The 15720-nt window shown below is 74.8% G+C and carries 15 protein-coding genes; 6 read left to right on the top strand and 9 right to left on the bottom strand.

What is annotated here, in order from left to right; all coding sequences use genetic code 11:
• The first annotated feature begins 174 nt into the window (after positions 1-174).
• Positions 175-2169 carry a SpoIIE family protein phosphatase gene (locus ACFYNX_RS27795; protein WP_388665198.1) on the top strand — a complete coding sequence of 665 codons (1995 nt, stop codon included), beginning with the start codon at positions 175-177 and terminating at the stop codon, positions 2167-2169.
• Between the two features lie 100 nt (positions 2170-2269).
• Here ACFYNX_RS27795 and ACFYNX_RS27790 read toward each other — a convergent pair whose 3' ends face one another.
• The 3 genes from ACFYNX_RS27790 to ACFYNX_RS27780 form a co-directional block, all read right to left on the bottom strand.
• Positions 2270-2665: a molybdopterin-binding protein gene (locus ACFYNX_RS27790; RefSeq protein ID WP_125668274.1), complete on the bottom strand. Its 396-nt coding sequence runs from the start codon at positions 2663-2665 to the stop codon at positions 2270-2272.
• An 83-nt stretch (positions 2666-2748) separates the two neighbouring features.
• Entirely contained in the window at positions 2749-3228 is a 480-nt protein-coding gene (locus ACFYNX_RS27785; RefSeq protein WP_388665196.1) for an Lrp/AsnC family transcriptional regulator, read from the bottom strand.
• Between the two features lie 67 nt (positions 3229-3295).
• Positions 3296-3667, bottom strand: coding sequence for a hypothetical protein (locus ACFYNX_RS27780; protein WP_388665194.1), 372 nt, complete (start codon positions 3665-3667; stop codon positions 3296-3298).
• 421 nt (positions 3668-4088) lie between these two features.
• On the opposite strand from ACFYNX_RS27780, the gene ACFYNX_RS27775 reads away from it, so the two are divergent.
• Both ACFYNX_RS27775 and ACFYNX_RS27770 read left to right on the top strand, forming a co-directional pair.
• The gene (locus ACFYNX_RS27775) at positions 4089-5591 is read left to right on the top strand and encodes an FUSC family protein (protein WP_388665479.1); all 1503 of its coding nucleotides are present in this window, start codon (positions 4089-4091) and stop codon (positions 5589-5591) included.
• Positions 5592-5715: 124 nt separating this feature from the next.
• The gene (locus tag ACFYNX_RS27770) at positions 5716-6780 is read left to right on the top strand and encodes a lactonase family protein (RefSeq protein ID WP_388665192.1); all 1065 of its coding nucleotides are present in this window, start codon (positions 5716-5718) and stop codon (positions 6778-6780) included.
• A gap of 91 nt (positions 6781-6871) precedes the next feature.
• Here the strand turns inward: ACFYNX_RS27770 and ACFYNX_RS27765 are convergent, their stop codons facing one another.
• Together ACFYNX_RS27765 and ACFYNX_RS27760 are read right to left on the bottom strand one after the other, a co-directional pair.
• A complete protein-coding gene (locus ACFYNX_RS27765; RefSeq protein ID WP_125666910.1) occupies positions 6872-7795 on the bottom strand; it encodes a sirohydrochlorin chelatase in 924 nt (307 codons plus the stop codon).
• A gap of 177 nt (positions 7796-7972) precedes the next feature.
• Positions 7973-8977 (bottom strand): N-acetylglucosamine kinase, encoded by a 1005-nt coding sequence (locus tag ACFYNX_RS27760; protein WP_388665189.1) that lies wholly within the window; start codon positions 8975-8977, stop codon positions 7973-7975.
• An 83-nt stretch (positions 8978-9060) separates the two neighbouring features.
• Here ACFYNX_RS27760 and ACFYNX_RS27755 point away from each other — a divergent pair, with 83 nt between their 5' ends.
• Positions 9061-9738 carry a uracil-DNA glycosylase gene (locus ACFYNX_RS27755; protein WP_125666912.1) on the top strand — a complete coding sequence of 226 codons (678 nt, stop codon included), beginning with the start codon at positions 9061-9063 and terminating at the stop codon, positions 9736-9738.
• 22 nt (positions 9739-9760) lie between these two features.
• Here ACFYNX_RS27755 and ACFYNX_RS27750 read toward each other — a convergent pair whose 3' ends face one another.
• Together ACFYNX_RS27750 and ACFYNX_RS27745 are read right to left on the bottom strand one after the other, a co-directional pair.
• A complete protein-coding gene (locus ACFYNX_RS27750) occupies positions 9761-10843 on the bottom strand; it encodes a WD40/YVTN/BNR-like repeat-containing protein (RefSeq protein ID WP_388665187.1) in 1083 nt (360 codons plus the stop codon).
• 167 nt (positions 10844-11010) lie between these two features.
• Entirely contained in the window at positions 11011-12093 is a 1083-nt protein-coding gene (locus tag ACFYNX_RS27745; protein WP_388665185.1) for an NADH:flavin oxidoreductase/NADH oxidase, read from the bottom strand.
• A 137-nt stretch (positions 12094-12230) separates the two neighbouring features.
• Between ACFYNX_RS27745 and ACFYNX_RS27740 the strand changes: the two genes are divergently transcribed.
• Positions 12231-12629 carry an ArsR/SmtB family transcription factor gene (locus ACFYNX_RS27740; RefSeq protein ID WP_388665183.1) on the top strand — a complete coding sequence of 133 codons (399 nt, stop codon included), beginning with the start codon at positions 12231-12233 and terminating at the stop codon, positions 12627-12629.
• A gap of 23 nt (positions 12630-12652) precedes the next feature.
• Here ACFYNX_RS27740 and ACFYNX_RS27735 read toward each other — a convergent pair whose 3' ends face one another.
• Positions 12653-13300, bottom strand: a complete 648-nt coding sequence (locus tag ACFYNX_RS27735; protein WP_388665181.1) for a DUF305 domain-containing protein — start codon at positions 13298-13300, stop codon at positions 12653-12655.
• Positions 13301-13475: 175 nt separating this feature from the next.
• Here ACFYNX_RS27735 and ACFYNX_RS27730 point away from each other — a divergent pair, with 175 nt between their 5' ends.
• Entirely contained in the window at positions 13476-15002 is a 1527-nt protein-coding gene (locus ACFYNX_RS27730; RefSeq protein ID WP_365548114.1) for a hypothetical protein, read from the top strand.
• On the opposite strand, the gene ACFYNX_RS27725 is transcribed toward ACFYNX_RS27730, so the two are convergent.
• Positions 14990-15661, bottom strand: coding sequence for a TetR/AcrR family transcriptional regulator (locus tag ACFYNX_RS27725; RefSeq protein WP_388665178.1), 672 nt, complete (start codon positions 15659-15661; stop codon positions 14990-14992). The two genes, ACFYNX_RS27730 and ACFYNX_RS27725, sit on opposite strands and share 13 nt — an antisense overlap.
• Positions 15662-15720 lie beyond the last annotated feature (59 nt).

Below are 15720 nucleotides of genomic sequence, written 5' to 3'. Positions count from 1 at the left end.
CGGGAACACCGAACGGCCGCACGCGCAGCGCCCGCCGACGATGTCTCGGATAGGGTGATTCGGTAGGAATCGCGCCCCCTGGGGCCGGCCGAGGCGTGGGGCGATGCGTTGGAGACTCACCAGTCGTCGAGCAGGGTTCCGCAGCCGCCCCGGGCGGCCGTGGGGGACGCCGGCGTGCTCCGCGAGCTGCTGCCGATCGCCCTCTGGCGGGAGGACGCCGACGGCCGCATCGTCGAGTGGTCCCTCGCCGCCCAGGACCTCCTCGGCCACCGCCCCGAGCACGTGCTCGGCCGGCTCGCCACCCCGCTCCTCGTCCCCGACGCCAACCGGGAGCTCGCCGACCGGCTCACCGTCCGCGTCCAGGCGGGCGAGACCATCATGGGCACGCTGCCCGTCCGCCACCGCGACGGCCACACGGTCGCCATGGAGATGTGGATCGTGCCGGCCGCCGACCCCGAGGGGCGGACGGGGGCGATGCTCATCGCCGTGGAGACCTCCGAGGTCCTGCGGATGCGCGAGAACCTGGCGGCGATGGAGAGCCTCTTCACCCAGTCGCCCATCGGCCTGGCCCTCCTCGGTCCCGACCTGCGCTTCCTGCGCGTCAACGACGCCCTGGCCCTGATGAACGGCGTCCCGGCCGCCGAGCACGTCGGCCGCCGCCTCGCCGAGGTCGTGCCGGGTGTCAACGCCGACTCGCTCGAAGCCCTCATGCGCCAGGTCCTCCACACCGGCACCGCCGTCGTCGACGCCCGCCGGGTCGGCCGCACCCCCGCCGACCCCGGCCGCGACCGCGTCTGGTCCTGCTCCTACGCCCCGCTCCTCGACCGCGGCGACCGCCGGCCCCTCGGGCTCATCGCCTCCCTCGTCGACATCACCGAGAGCCAGGAGGCGCACGGCGAGGTCGAGCGGGCCCGGCACCGCTTCGCCCTGCTCGCGGAGGCCGGCACCAGGATCGGCACCAGCCTGGACCTCGTGCGGACGGCCGAGGAGGCCGTCCGCTTCCTCGTCCCCCAGCTCGCCGACTCCGCCGACGTGCAGATGCTGGAGTCGGTCCTCGCGCCGGACGAGTCGGCCGCCTCCACCCGGGGCGTCCTGCGGCGGCTCGCCGCCCGCTTCCCCGAACCGACCGCCCCCACGGCCCAGCTCGTACCGGGGCAGACCTTCCAGATCCCGCTCGACTCCGCGTACGAGCGGGCCGTCGCCCAGGGGCGGCCCACCGACCTCTACACGTCCGACCTCCCGGCCCTCTTCGGCGGCCCGCGCGCCGAACCGCTGCGCACCTACTTCGCCGCCCGCATCGGCTCGGCGCGGCTCGTCCCCCTCGTGGCCCGGGGCAAGGTCCTCGGCACGATCACGGTGACCCGGCTGCGCGACCGCGAGCCCTTCGACGCCCAGGACCGGATCCTCGTCGACGAGGTCGTGGCCCGCGCCGCCCTCAACATCGACAACGCCCGGCTCTACACCACCCAGCGGGAGGCCGCCCTCACCCTCCAGCGCTCCCTCATCAACCACGCGCTCCCCGCCGTCGACGGTCTCGAACTCACCGGCCGCTACCTGCCCGCGAGCGCCCACGACGTCGGCGGCGACTGGTACGACGCCATCGCCCTGCCGGGCGGCAGGACCGGGCTCGTCATCGGCGACGTCATGGGCCACGGCATCCACGCGGCGGCCGTCATGGGCCAGTTGCGCACCGCCGTGCGGACCCTGGCCCGCCACGACATCCCGCCGGCCCGGATGCTCAGCTCCCTCGACGCGGTCGTGGCCGACCTGGGCGAGGACGAGATGGCGACCTGCGTGTACGCGGTCCACGACCCGGCCGCCGGCCGCTGGACGATCGCCCGCGCGGGGCATCCGCCGCCGGCCGTCGCCACCCCGGACGGGGCCGTCGGCTTCCTCGAAGGGCCGCCGGGCACCCCGCTGGGCACGGGCGCCCACGACTTCGGCACGGAGGAGGTCGTCCTGCCCCGGGGAGGGCTCCTCGTCCTCTACACGGACGGTCTCGTCGAGGCCCGCGACCGGGACCTCGACCAGGGCATGGGGCAGCTCGCCCGGGCGCTCCGGCCCCTCGACCGGCCCCTAGGCGCGCTGTGCGACGAGGTCCTCGTACGGCTCCTCGGCGGATCGGCCCAGGACGACGTGGCGGTCCTGGTCGCCCGGAGCCTCCGCTGAGCCCGCCGCCCCCGGCCCGTACGCGGTCGGGTCACGTCCGGTCGGGCCGCGTTCGGTCGGGTCACGTCCGGTCGGGCCGCGCCCGGTCGGGTCGCGCCCGTCAGGTCACGTCGATGTGCACGCTGGTCGACTTCACGCGCGCGGTGGCCTGCATGCCGACCTCCAGGCCCAGTTCCTCCACGGCCTCCCGGGTGAGCAGCGAGACGAGCCGGTGCGGACCGGCCTGGATCTCGACCTGGGCCGCGACGTCCCCGAGCTTGACGGCGGTCACGATCCCGGGGAACGCGTTGCGCGCCGAGGTGTACGACTCCTCGCCCTCCCCGGCGGCGCCCTGCCCGACCTCGACGGAGAAGGCGGCGAGGTCGCGGCCGTCGATGAGCCGCCGGCCGTTCTCGTCGCGGTGGGTGGTGACCCGGCCCGCGTCGGCCCAGCGGCGTGCGGTGTCGGGGCTGACGCCCAGCAGGCGGGCCGCCTGCCCGATGGTGTAGGACTGCATGCGCGCAAGATTAGACGGCTTCTCGCTGCATGTGCAATGCATACGTAAGCGTTTCAGCCGCATATGCGGCCCTGGGTGGAGGCTCAGGAAGCCCCGGGTCCCCGCCCGATCGCCTCGACCAGCGGCAGCAGCCGGTGGGGCACCCGCTCGCGTAGCGCGATCTCGGTCCGGGTGCGGACCACCCCGGGCAGTCGGATGAGGCGCTGGATGACGTCCTCCAGGTGCCCGGCGTCGCGCGCCACCACCCGGGTCAGCAGGTCGCCGCCCCCGGTGATGGAGAAGGCCTCCACGATCTCCGGCACGGACGCGAGGGCGTCCCCGACCTCGTCCAGGTGTCCCTGGGTCACCTCGACGTGCACGAAGGCGAGAACCGGGTGGCCGAGGGCGGCGGGGGAGAGGACGGGGCCGGTCGCGGTGATCACCCCGTCCCGTTCGAGCCGGTCGATCCGGGCCTGTACGGTGCCCCGCGCCACGCCCAGGATCCGCGCGTACTCGCGCACGCTCGTCCTCGGCTGCTCGATCAGCAGTCGCAGGATCCGGGTGTCGAGCTCGTCCACCGCCATGCCCCGCCGGCCTCCTTCGGTCCCGTCCGCCCGGGGCGACTCTACGCTTCCCGGGCCTCCGCGCCGCTCAGTCCTCCGCGCGGGCCGCGTGCCCGGCCCAGAGGACCAGGGGGAGCTGGAGGGGGAGGCGGCCGTAGGCGACGGCCCTGGCCGCCGCCGGGCGGTGGCGCCAGTCGTACGCCATCTTCACGTTGGCCGGGAAGACGGCCGCGAAGAAGAGGGCGCTCGCGCGGGCGCTCGCCCGGCGCGTCCTCGGCGCCGCGAGACCGGCGGCGAGCGCCAGCTCGGCGACCCCGCTGACCCGCGTCCAGGTCCTCGGGCTGCCCGGCAGGGCGCGCGGCACGATCGAGTCGAACGGCTTCGGCGCGAGGAAGTGGGTGGCGCCCGCGGCGGCCAGCAGGCCGGCGAGAGCGAGGGCGGAATGTGCGGGCCGGGGCATGGCGGTCCTCCGAGGCGACGGTGCGGAGCTGTTACTGACGGGTAAGTAAGAAGCGAGGATAGGCGGGAGCGGGGCGAACCGTCGAGGCCCGGAGTGCCTCCTTCCGCGATCCGGACCGCCGTCCCCGCCCGTCACGGCGGCGCCGATCCGGCGGAGATGGTCCGTTGGCCCACCAGTGGAGCGTCGGACGATCCGTTCACTGGACCGATGGTCCAGCACATCGGCGATGAGTTGAGCCAATGGGGCCCTCGATGTTTTCCTGTGTCGTATCCACGTACTTTCGGCGCCGTGCAGCGCCGGGGCGGCGACGAGGCCGGTCCGGACCGCGGCGCCTTCGTCGTGTCCGCGCGACCCCACCACCCCGGGGCGCCGCGCGGCCGGCGGAAGGCAAGACAAGGGGGCGGCCACAGCCGTGAAGAAGATGTTCGTGGCCCCGGATCCGGGGCTCGTCCGACTGCGCGTCTCCCTGCGGGCGGTCCTCGGCATCGGCCTCGCGGTCGCGCTCGCCGAGCTCGCGGGGTTCTCCCTCACCGCCTCCATCACGGCCGGCCTCGCCGCGCTGCTCGCCCTCTTCACCGTGGGCGACCCGACCGTGCGCCGCCAGGCCGTCACCACCGCCCTGCTGCCCGCCGCCGGCTTCCCCGTCCTCGCCCTGGCGACCCTCCTCCACGACCTCCCCCTCCTGCGCGACGCCGCCTGGCTCCTCGTCGTCTTCGCCGGGGTCTACGCCCGCCGCTGGGGGCCGCGCGGACACGCCCTCGGCATCTTCGCCTTCATGCAGTTCTTCGTGACGCAGTTCCTGCACGCGCTCCCCGCGCAGTTGCCGGAGCTGTACGCGGCCGTGGCCCTCGCCCTGCTCGCCTCCGGTGCCGTCCGCTTCGGCGCCTGGTGCGTCGAGCGGCGCGTCCCGCCGCCCGCCGCGCCCCTCCCGCTGCCGGGCGCCGGCCTCGCCCGCCACACCACCCGCCAGGCCTTCCAGGCCACCGCCGCCTGCGCCGTCGCCCTCGCCGCCGGTCAGTTGATCTCCCACGAGCGCTGGTACTGGGCCGTCGGCACCGCCTGGTGGATCTTCGTCAACACCGCCTCGCGCGGCGAGACCCTCGTCCGGGGCTTCCGCCGGGTCCTCGGCACCGTCACCGGCATCGCCGCCGGGCTCCTGATCGCCGTCCCCCTGGGCGGCGCGCCCGCCCCGACGGCCCTCCTGGTCGCCGTGTGCGTCTTCGGGATCTTCTACACCGCCCCGCTCTCCTATAGCTGGATGATGTTCTTCGTGACCGTCATGGCCGGTCTGCTCTACGGGCTGCTCGGCGTCCTGCACCCCGGGCTGCTGCTCCTGCGCTTCCAGGAGACCGCCGCCGGCGCGATCGGCGCCGCGATCGGCGTGGCCCTGCTGCCCGTGACCACCCACGCCGCCACCAACGCCTGGATCGAGCGGGCCGTGACCTGCGTCCACACCTGCACCACGGCCGCCGCCCGCCGGCTCGCCGGCGACCCGGCCGCCGACCCGGCGCCGCACGCCGCCGAGCTGGAACTCCTGCTCGGCCGGGTCCGGCTCTCCCTCGCCCCGCTCGTGCACCCGCTGAGCCCGCTGCGCGCCCGCAAGGCCCGCGCCCGCCGGGTGCTCGCCCTCCTGGACGACTGCGCCCGCGAGATCAGGGGCCTCGCCGCCGTCGCCGCCGACCCGGACGCCTCGCACGACGCCCGGCTCGCGGCCGCCGCCTGGCGCGTCGAGGCCGCCGTCCACGCCCTCGTACCCCCGGCGGAGCCCGCACGGTCCGCGGTCGCCGAGGCGGCCGGGGTGCCGCACCACCACCCCGGCGCCGAGGCCGCCCTCGGCCACCTGCACGGCCTGGAGCAGGCCCTCGTCGACCTCGCGGCGCCCCTGCGCACCTCCCCGCGCGCACCCCTGGTCCCGGCCGCCTGAACCGACCGCCCGCACTCGGGGGCCGGAACCGGTCCAGGTTCCGGCCTCTTGGTCTAGACCCCTGCTACCGTCGGCCGCGGAACGGCCGGCCGGACGAGGCCGGCGCCGGGACAGGGGAGACGCCGTGGGCGACGCAGGAACGGTCCGGAACGGGGAGCACGAGGGCGCGGTACGGGCCTGGATCGGCTCCTTCACCTCGGCGGGCGGACCCGGGGTCCTCGTCGCCGACGTGGATGCCGGGACGGGCGCGCTGACCGTCACCGGCGCGAGCGACGCCGTCGCCGACCCGTCCTTCCTCGCCCTCGCCGGCCCCCTGCTCTACGCCGTGTCCGAGACCGATGCGGGCGCCGTGGCCGCCTTCGACGTCACCGGGCCCGAGCCCCGGCCGCTCGGCGCGCCCGTCCCCGTCGACGGCTCCGGACCCACCCACCTCTCCCTGGCCGGAGGGCACGTCCTGACCGCCAACTACACCTCCGGCAGCGTCACCGTCCTGCCCCTGGCCGTCGACGGCACCGTCCGTCCCGCCACGGCGGTCCTGCGCCACGAGGGGAGCGGGCCCGTCGCGGACCGCCAGAGCGGCCCGCACGCCCACCAGGTGCTTCCCGACCCCAGCGGCCGCTGGGTCCTGAGCGTGGACCTCGGCACCGACTCCGTGTGGATCCACGCCCTCGACCCCGCGACCGAGGAGCCCTCCCTCCACGCCGAGACCGCGCTGCGCCCCGGCACGGGCCCGCGCCACCTCGCCTTCCACCCGTCCGGCACGCACGCGTACGTCCTGCACGAGCTGGAGCCCGTCCTCACCGTCTGCCGCTGGGACGCGGAGACCGGCACCCTCGAACCGCTCGGCGAGACCCGCGTCGTCCCCGAGGGCGCCCCCGGCCCCAGCTTCCCCTCCGAGGTGGTCGTCGCCCCCGACGGGCGCTTCCTCTGGGCCGCGATCCGCGGCGACGACGCCCTCGCCGTCCTCGCCCTCGACCCGGACGGGTCGAAGGCCGAGCTGACCGCCACCGTGCCCTGCGGCGGCACCTGGCCCCGCGACCTGACCCTCGCCCCCTCGGGACGGCACCTGTACGCGGCGAACGAGCGCTCCGGCGACGTCACCTGGTTCTCCCTCGACCCCGGGACCGGCGTCCCGTCCCGCGCGGGCGCGATCGAGGCCCCGGCGGCCTCCTGCGTCGTCCTGGGCTGACCCCCGGGCCTCCTCGCCCCCGGACGCGCCGAAGGGCCCGCACCGACCGGTGCGGGCCCTTCCGTGGGAGCGGCGAACGGCGTCGCGACCCTCAGAGCGCGGGCGCGCCCTGCGGCTGCTGCGGCGGGATGCCGAGCGCGGCCGAGTACTGCGAGAGGACCAGCTTGCCGATCGCCGGGTAGGCGCCCAGCGGCTCGGCGGCGGCGCACCCGGCCTCCTTCGAGGCCTCGTCGAGGAGCCCCTCGGCCAGTTCGGGACCGATCAGGTACGGCGCGAGGGCGAGCTGCTCCGAGCCCGCGGCGCGGAGCTGCTCGGCGACGGAGGCGATCGAGCCCTCCTGGTCGAGCGCGGCGGCGATCACCGGCACGGCGAGGCGCGCGGCGAGCAGCATGCCGGTGATCCCGGCGGCCTGCACGGCCTCCTCACCGCCGACCGTGGCCAGGATGATGCCGTCGGCGGCCGTGGTGACCGTGAACAGGCGGGCGCGGTCGGCGCGGGCCAGGCCCGCCTCCGACAGGCGCACGTGCAGCGCCTCGGCGAGCAGCGGGTGCGGACCGAGGACGTCGGTCAGCTCGGCGGTGTTGCCGCCGTCCATCACGGCCTGGCGGACCCGGCGCGTCTGGGCGCTGTCCGGTCCGGCGAGCAGCGGGACGACGACCGCGGCCGGACCCGTCGGGGCGGTGACCTCGCGGCCGGCGGCCACGGCCAGCTCGTACCGCTGGGTGCGCAGCGCCTCGACGGCCGTCAGCACGTTCGCCAGGGAGGGGAACTCGACGTCGTCGCCCTCCAGGAAGCCGATCACGGCCTCCAGGCCGGGCAGCTCGGAACGGGCGATGCTCACGACCTCTTCGGCCAGCGAGCGTATGGCGGCGGACGGCACGCCGGGCACGGCGAGAACCAGTGCGGGAGCGCCCTCGGGCGCCGCCGCGGGTTCGGGGCGACGGTGCCGCCCGGACTGGCGGGGTCGAGGCATTCGTACAGGCAGGCCGGAAGCAGGCCCAGTGGGGGAGCTCATGGCGCCGCATGCTACTGGTTTCGACCCCGCCGCCGTTCGCTGAGGTGCGGTCACGCGCCTTCTGTCCCCCTATGTCCCGTCCCCGGCGCCCCTTCCGTTCCGCTTCCGTTTCCCTCCGGTCCCGCCTCCGCCCGCGCCCGGCCCGCCACACCGGCCCCCACCTGGGCGGACACCCCGCTACGAGGCCCCCGCGCCGAACAGCCGGAGCAGCGACGGGTCCTCCGGCAGCCGGAGCGTCCCGGTGGCGAGCGCCGAGGCGAGGGAGATCGCCCCGGCCAGCGGATCCCCCGCGGCCTCCACCGTCCGGGCGTGCGGAAGCAGCTCCCCGAGCGCGGCCCGCAGGGGTACGAGCAGGGGGTCACCCATCCTGAACAGGCCCCCGGTCAGGGCCACCACGGCCCCGGTCCCGGCCGGGCACGCGGCCCCGGCCGCCTCCGCGATGTGCGTACCGGCCCGCGCGAGGATGTCCGCCGCCACCGGGTCCTCCGGGGCGCAGCGCCCCACCTCGGGCGCGAAGGAGGCGAGCACCGCGGGCCGGTCCGTCCGCGGATAGAGCACGCCCGGAAGGCCCGCCATCGGTCCGAACAGCTTCTCGGCCCGGTCCAGGAGGGCCGCCGAACCGCCGCGCCGCCCGTCGTACGCGCGCACGGCCGCCTCCAGGCCCGCCCGGCCGATCCAGGCGCCGCTGCCGCAGTCGCCCAGGAGGTGCCCCCAGCCGTCGGCCCGCCGCCAGGCCGCCAGGTCCGTGCCGAGCGCGATCATCCCGGTGCCGCCCGCGACGACCGCGCCCGGCCGCTGTCCGAGCGCCCCCGCGTACGCGGTGATCGCGTCGGCCGCGAGCGCGAGCCGCCGCACCCCCCACGCCGCCGCCAGCGCGCCCGGCAGCTCGGCCCGCAGCTCGTCCCCGAGGGTCGCCATGCCGGCGGCGCCCACGGCCGCGGCGAGCACCGGGCGCCCGCCGAAGGGCTCCGTCAGGGCGCCGACGGCCGGCAGGACCTGCTCCAGGAAGTGGGCGGCGGAGATCCCGCCCGGCCCGGTCCGCACCGGCTCGCGCGAGGCGCGGTCGCCGAGGAGCATGCCGGTCGCGGCGTCGGCCAGGGCGATCCGCAGCCCCGAACCGCCGGAGTCCACGCCGACGACCAGGCCGCCGGGACCGTGGGAGGGGGCGTTCGCGGAAACCAAGGTGCACCGTCCTCGTACGGGGAGGGGGAGGCCCGGTGGACGTCCGGGCCCGTTGTCACTGTAGGCCGGTAGAGTGACGGACCGTGACAGCGCGACCTTTGAGTGAACTGGTGGAGCCCGGCTGGGCGGAGGCCCTGAGCCCCGTCGCGGACCGTGTGGCGGCCATGGGCGACTTCCTGCGGGCGGAGATCGCCGCGGGCCGGACCTATCTGCCCTCCGGGCCGAACGTCCTGCGGGCCTTCCAGCAGCCCTTCGACGACGTGCGGGTCCTGATCGTGGGTCAGGACCCCTACCCCACCCCGGGGATGGCGATCGGGCTGAGCTTCGCGGTCGCGCCCGAGGTCCGCTCCCTGCCCGGCAGCCTGGAGAACATCTTCCGGGAGCTGCACACCGACCTGGGCCTGCCCCGGCCGTCCAACGGCGACCTGACCCCCTGGACCCGCCAGGGCGTCCTGCTGCTCAACAGGGCGCTGACCACCGCCCCGCGCAAGCCGGGCGCCCACCGGGACAAGGGCTGGGAGGAGGTCACCGAGCAGGCGATCCGCGCCCTCGCGGCCCGGGGCAAGCCCCTGGTGTCGATCCTGTGGGGCCGCGACGCCCGCAACACCCGCCCGTTCCTGAACGGCCTCCCGGCGGTCGAGTCCGCGCACCCCTCCCCGATGTCGGCGGACCGGGGCTTCTTCGGCTCCCGGCCCTTCAGCCGCGCCAACGAACTCCTGCTCGGCCTGGGCGCGCAGCCGGTGGACTGGCGCCTGCCCTGACCCGGGGCGCGGGCGGTGCCCCTCAGACCACCGCCGCCCGCACGCACAGCACGTCCGGCAGGTGCTCGGCGAGGAGGTGCCAGGTGTCCCCGTCGTCGGCGCTCGCGTACACCTCGCCGTTCCGGTTGCCGAAGTAGACGCCCGCCGGGTCCGCGTCGTCCGTGCACAGCGCGTCCCGCAGCACCGTGCCGTAGTGGTCGCCCCCGGGCAGCCCGGCCGTCAGCGGCTTCCATGTGTCCCCGGCGTCGGTCGTGCGGTAGACCCGGCACCGGCGGCCCGCGGGCACCCGGTCGGAGTCCGCCGTGATGGGGAAGAGGTAGGCGGTGCCGGGGCGGTGGGGGTGCGCGGCGACCGCGAACCCGAAGTCGGAGGGGAGCCCCGCGCCGATGTCGGACCAGAGGGCGCCCGCGTCGTCGCTGCGGAAGACGCCCCAGTGGTTCTGGAGGTAGAGCCGGTCCGGATCGCCCGCGTCCTGGGCGATCTTGTGGACGCACTGCCCGAACTCGGGGTGCGGGTCCGGCAGGAACACCGCGGACACGCCCTCGTTGGAGGGCTCCCAGGCCGCCCCGCCGTCCCTCGACCGGAAGACCCCGGCGGTCGACACCGCGACCGTGAGCGCGTCGGGGTCGCGGGGGTCGGTGACCACGGTGTGCACGGCCTCGCCGCCCCCGCCGGGCTCCCACCGCGACCGGGTCGGGTGCTCCCACAGCGGGCGGACCAGCTCGAAGGACTCGCCGCCGTCCGCCGACCGGAAGAGCGCGGCCGGCTCCGTCCCCGCGTACACCACGCCGGGGGAGTGCTCCGGCGCCGGGTGCAGTTGCCAGACGCGCTCCAGGGAGGCCCCGGTGTCCTCGGGGAACCGCACGGCCGGCCGGGCCGGCTCCGTCCAGCTCCGGCCGAGGTCGTCGGAGTGGAAGACGGACGGCCCCCAGTGGGCGCTGTCCCCGCCGACGAGCAGGCGCGGGGCCGGCCCCCGGGTGTCGACGGCGACCGAGTACACCGCCTGCGCGGGGAACGCCGGTTCCCCGAACTCCCATCGTCCGTCGTGCCTTCGGCCGATGAAGAGGCCCTTGCGGGTTCCCACGGTGAGGAGTACGTCGGGCATGGCTGCCACCTCCAGGACGCCTTTGTCACGGATACGGCCAGTCTGCACCCGCCCACTGACAACGCCTCCCGGACGCGCCCCAGGGCCTCCGGCAGGCGCCTCCGGGACGCGCCCCGGACCCCCGGGGCGCGCCTTCCGGACACGCCTCCGGATTCCCGGGGACCCCGTCAGATCGCCCAGGCGTACTGCGACGGAGCGTGGGTCTCCGCGCCCAGCTCGCGGGCGGCGCGGCGGGGCCAGGAGGCGTCGCGCAGCAGCTCGCGGCCCAGGAGGACCGCGTCGGCCTCGCCGTTGGCGACGATCTTCTCGGCCTGTCCGCTCTCGGTGATGAGCCCGACGGCGGCCACGGGCAGCCCGGTCTCCGCCTTGACGCGGGCGGCGAAGGGCACCTGGTAGCCGGGGCCGACCGGGATCCGGGCCGGTCCGCCGTTGCCGCCGCTGGAGACGTCGAGGAGGTCCACGCCGTGCTCGCGCAGCAGCGCGGCGAACCGCACGGTCTCGTCGGCCGTCCAGCCCCGCTCCTCCAGCCAGTCGGTGGCCGAGACGCGGAAGAAGACGGGCAGGTCCTCGGGCCACACGGCCCGCACCGCGTCGACGACCTCCAGGGCGAAGCGGGTCCGGTTCTCGAAGGAGCCGCCGTACGCGTCCGTGCGGTGGTTGCTGTGCGGGGAGAGGAACTCGCCGATGAGGTAGCCGTGGGCACCGTGCACCTCGACGACCTCGAACCCGGCCGCCAGGGCGCGGCGGGCCGCGTCCGCGAACTGCCCGGTGATCTCCCGGATCCGCTCCTCGGTCAGCTCGGTCGGCACCGGGTGGTCCTCGGCGAACGGGACCGGGCTGGGACCGGAGGGCTGCCAGCCGTCGCCGCCGGGCGCGACGGGCCCGCGGCCCTCCCAGGGGCGGTTGGTGGAGGCCTTGCGGCCGGCGTGACCGATCTGGATCCCCGGAACGGTGCCGTGCTCCTTGAGGAAGCCGGCGATCCGCCGCAGCCCCTCGGTCTGCGCGTCGTTCCAGAGGCCGAGGTCCGCCGGGCTGATGCGGCCCTCGGGGGCCACCGCGGTCGCCTCGACCAGGATCAGTCCGGCGCCGCCGGTGGCGCGGGCGGCGTAGTGGGCGAAGTGCCAGTCACGGGCGACCCCCGCCTCCGGTCCGGTCGTCTCCGCCGAGTACTGGCACATGGGCGCCATCCAGACCCGGTTGGGGAAGGTCAGGGACCTCAGGGTGAAGGGCTCGAACAGGGCGACGCTCATGACGGACTCCGTTTCGGGGTGCCTCGGTTCCGGGATGCCGTGAGGACGCTCGTACGATACTCACCGTACTACGGCGTCTGTCAAACTACGAGGTTCCTCGTACAATGGCTCCTTCCCGGAGAAGTGGAGCCGCCGCCATGACGACCACCACCAGCTCGCGCGTCCTCGAACACCCCGCGCGCGACCGGATCCGCCTCGAAGACGTGCTGCACGCGCTCGCGGACGCCGTGCGCCTGCGGATCGTGCGCGACATGGCGCGCGAGGACACCGAGCTGAGCTGCTCGTACTTCGACCTGCCGGTGACCAAGTCCACGACGACGCACCACTTCCGGGTGCTGCGCGAGAGCGGGGTCGTCCGGCAGGTGTACCGGGGGACGGCGAAGCTCAACGTCCTGCGCAGGGAGGACCTCGACGCCCTCTTCCCCGGCCTCCTCGACACCGTCCTCGCGGCGGCGGAGGCCCAGGCCGGCCGCGACGGGAACGGAGACGGGAGCGGCGACGGAAACGGGGGCGGCGACGGCGGCGCGACGGCCTGACGGCCGCCGGGAAGGGCCCGTCCCTACAGCGAGCGCATCCGGTTGATCTCCGACGTCTGCTGGGCGATCACGTCGTTCGCCATCTCCTCCACGAGGCCGTTGTTGCCCGCGCCCAGCAGCTCCGCCGCCATCGTCACGGCCCCCTGGTGGTGCGTGATCATGAGCTTCAGGAAGAGCTCGTCGAATGCCTTCCCCCGGGCCTTCCGCAACGCGGCCAACTGGGCGTCCGTGGCCATGCCCGGCATCGCGTGGTGGTCGTGCGCCCCCTGCTCGCGCGGCCCGCCGTTCTTCTCCAGCCACCCCTCCATCGCGCCGATCTCCGGCTTCTGCGCGGCCGAGATGCGTTCGGCGACCTTCCTGACCCCGTCGGACTCCGCCCGCCCCGGCACCAGTTCCGTCATCGTCAGGGCCTGGCGGTGGTGCACGATCATCATCTGGACGTACCGGAAGTCCGCGCCGTTCGGGCTCTCGTCGGGCAGCAGCCGGGCGGCCTCCTCGGGGGAGACCCGCCGGGCCGGTTCGCCCGGCTTCCCCGGCGCGATCACCGTCCCCCCGGTCGACGCCGCCCGCGGCGCGTCCTCTTCCGGCGCCGAGTCGCAGGCACCCAGGGCGAGTACGGCGACGGCGGACAGGGCCGCGACGGCGACGGCACGCTGACGGCGGATCAACAACGCGACCTCCAGGTGTTCTTGCGGGACCGGGTCCGTTCCTAGCACCTTTCTCCAGGGGACCGATCGGAATCCTTCATTACGTCTGTGTTGCCATCTGTTGAGATGTGCACGGCAAGGAAGATACTGCCGGGGTCCCACACCCGTTCAGGACCGAACGGACACCAGGGAGGACGGAGTGACTTCGTTGCGTACCCCGCGTACCACGACCGCCGCGCGCGACCCGCGTGGACGGATCAGACGCCTGGGCGTGGCATCCGCCGCGGCCGGACTGCTGGCCACACTGCTCGCCGCCGGGCCCGTGGCCGCCATCCCCGACCCGGGAGACGCCCCCGCGCGGACCGCGGTCTCCTCGGAACGGGCCGCCGACGCGCGCTCCGCGATCCGGAGCGGCGAGATACCCGGCGTGGACGAGATCGTCCACACCCGGAACATCGAGCACCTCGCGAACATCCCCAAGGACGCCCTGCCGGGCCTCAACACGGACCTCGCCTTCCAGGGCGAGTACGCCTTCGCCGGCAACTACGACGGCTTCCGCATCTTCGACATCAGCAGGCCGAAGTCCCCGAAGACCGTCGCCCAGGTCCTCTGCCCCGGCTCCCAGAACGACATCTCGGTCTCCGGCGACCTGCTCTTCCTCTCCACCGACTCCTCCCGGAGCGACGACTCCTGCGCGAGCACCACGCAGCCCGCCACGGTCAAGGAGTCCTGGGAGGGCATGAAGATCTTCGACATCAGCGACATCAGGAACCCGAAGTACGTCGCCTCCGTCGAGACCGCCTGCGGCTCCCACACCCACACGATCGTGCCGCAGCGCAAGGACGTGTACATCTACGTCTCGTCGTACGGCCCCGGCGCCGCGTTCCCGGACTGCCAGCCCCCGCACGACGGCATCTCGGTCATCAAGGTGCCCCGCAAGGCGCCCCAGAAGGCGAAGCTCGTCGGCTTCCCCGTCCTCTTCCCGGGCGAGGGCCCGGACGGCGGCGGCAACCCCGGCGCCCCCACCAACCCGGGCGTCTCCAAGACCACCGGCTGCCACGACATCACCGTGCTGCCCGAGGAGGACCTCGCGGCCGGCGCCTGCATGGGCGACGGCATCCTCTTCGACATCTCGGACCCCGAGCACCCGCGGGTGATCGACCGCGTCCAGGACAACGTCAACTTCGCGTTCTGGCACTCCGCGACCTTCAACCAGGACGCCGACAAGGTCGTCTTCACCGACGAGCTCGGCGGCGGCGGCGCGGCCACCTGCAACGCCGAGGTCGGCCCGAACCGGGGCGCCGACGGCATCTACGACATCGTCGGCAAGGGCAAGAAGCGCAAGCTCGTCTTCCGCGGCTACTTCAAGATCCCGCGCCACCAGGCCGCCACCGAGAACTGCGTCGCCCACAACGGCTCCCTGATCCCGGTCGAGGGCAAGGACCTCATGGTCCAGGCCTGGTACCAGGGCGGCGTCTCCGTCTGGGACTTCACCGACTCGGCCGAGCCGAAGGAGATCGCCTACTTCGAGCGCGGCCCGCTCTCCGACACCACCCTATCGGTCGGCGGCTCGTGGTCCGCCTACTACTACAACGGCCACATCTACTCGAACGACATCGCCAAGGGCCTCGACGTCCTGAAGATCTCCGACCGCCGCACCGACCCCGCGAAGCGGGTCCGCCTGGACGAGCTCAACGTCCAGACGCAGCCGTACTACTTCGACTGATCCGGCCCGCCGCGCACCTCGCGGCCCGCCGGTGACCTGAACGACGGCGCGCCGTCGGGCGGACCCCCGTCCGGCGGCGCGCCCCGCTCCCAGTCGAGGCCGTACCGCGCGAACAGCTCCGACCGCAGCCGCGTCCACGGCATCGGGGCCCCCGGCAGCAGCACCGCCACCACCGCGCCCATCAGCAGCGCCCGCAGCAGCGGATAGTCCGTGTCCACGTCCTCGGAGCCGTACCGCTCGACCGTGTCGCGCAGCAGGAAGGCGAGGCGCTGCTGCTCCTCGCACCGCACGAAGCCCTCGGCCTGCAGGATGCCCGCCATGTGGGTCCGCATCAGGGTCGGGCGCTCCACCGCGAGCCCCAGGATCGCGTCGATCGCGCGGGCCAGCCGCTCCCGGCCGTCCTCCGTGCGCGGCTCGCGTTCGAGCGCCGCCTCCAGCGTGAGGTGCATCAGCCGGTGCACCGCCGACTGGAGCAGTTGCCGCTTGCCCGGGAAGTAGTACGAGATCAGCCCCCGCGCCGTACCCGCCCGCTCCGCGATGTCGCCGAGCGTGGTCGCCTCGTAGCCCTTGGTGTCGACGAGCTCCACGGTGGCCTGCAGAATGCGCTCCCGCGACCGTCGCCGGAGCTCTTCATTGACCGATGGGCTACGCGGGGACATGCTGGACTCCTGCGTTGACTGGCTGCCGGCCAATATACTCGGCGCATCCCGTCGGCCTG

This window comes from Streptomyces sp. NPDC007872 (assembly GCF_042868165.1).
In the GTDB taxonomy this organism is placed as follows: Bacteria; Actinomycetota; Actinomycetes; order Streptomycetales; family Streptomycetaceae; genus Streptomyces.
This window is presented reverse-complemented; position numbering and strand designations above follow the sequence as displayed.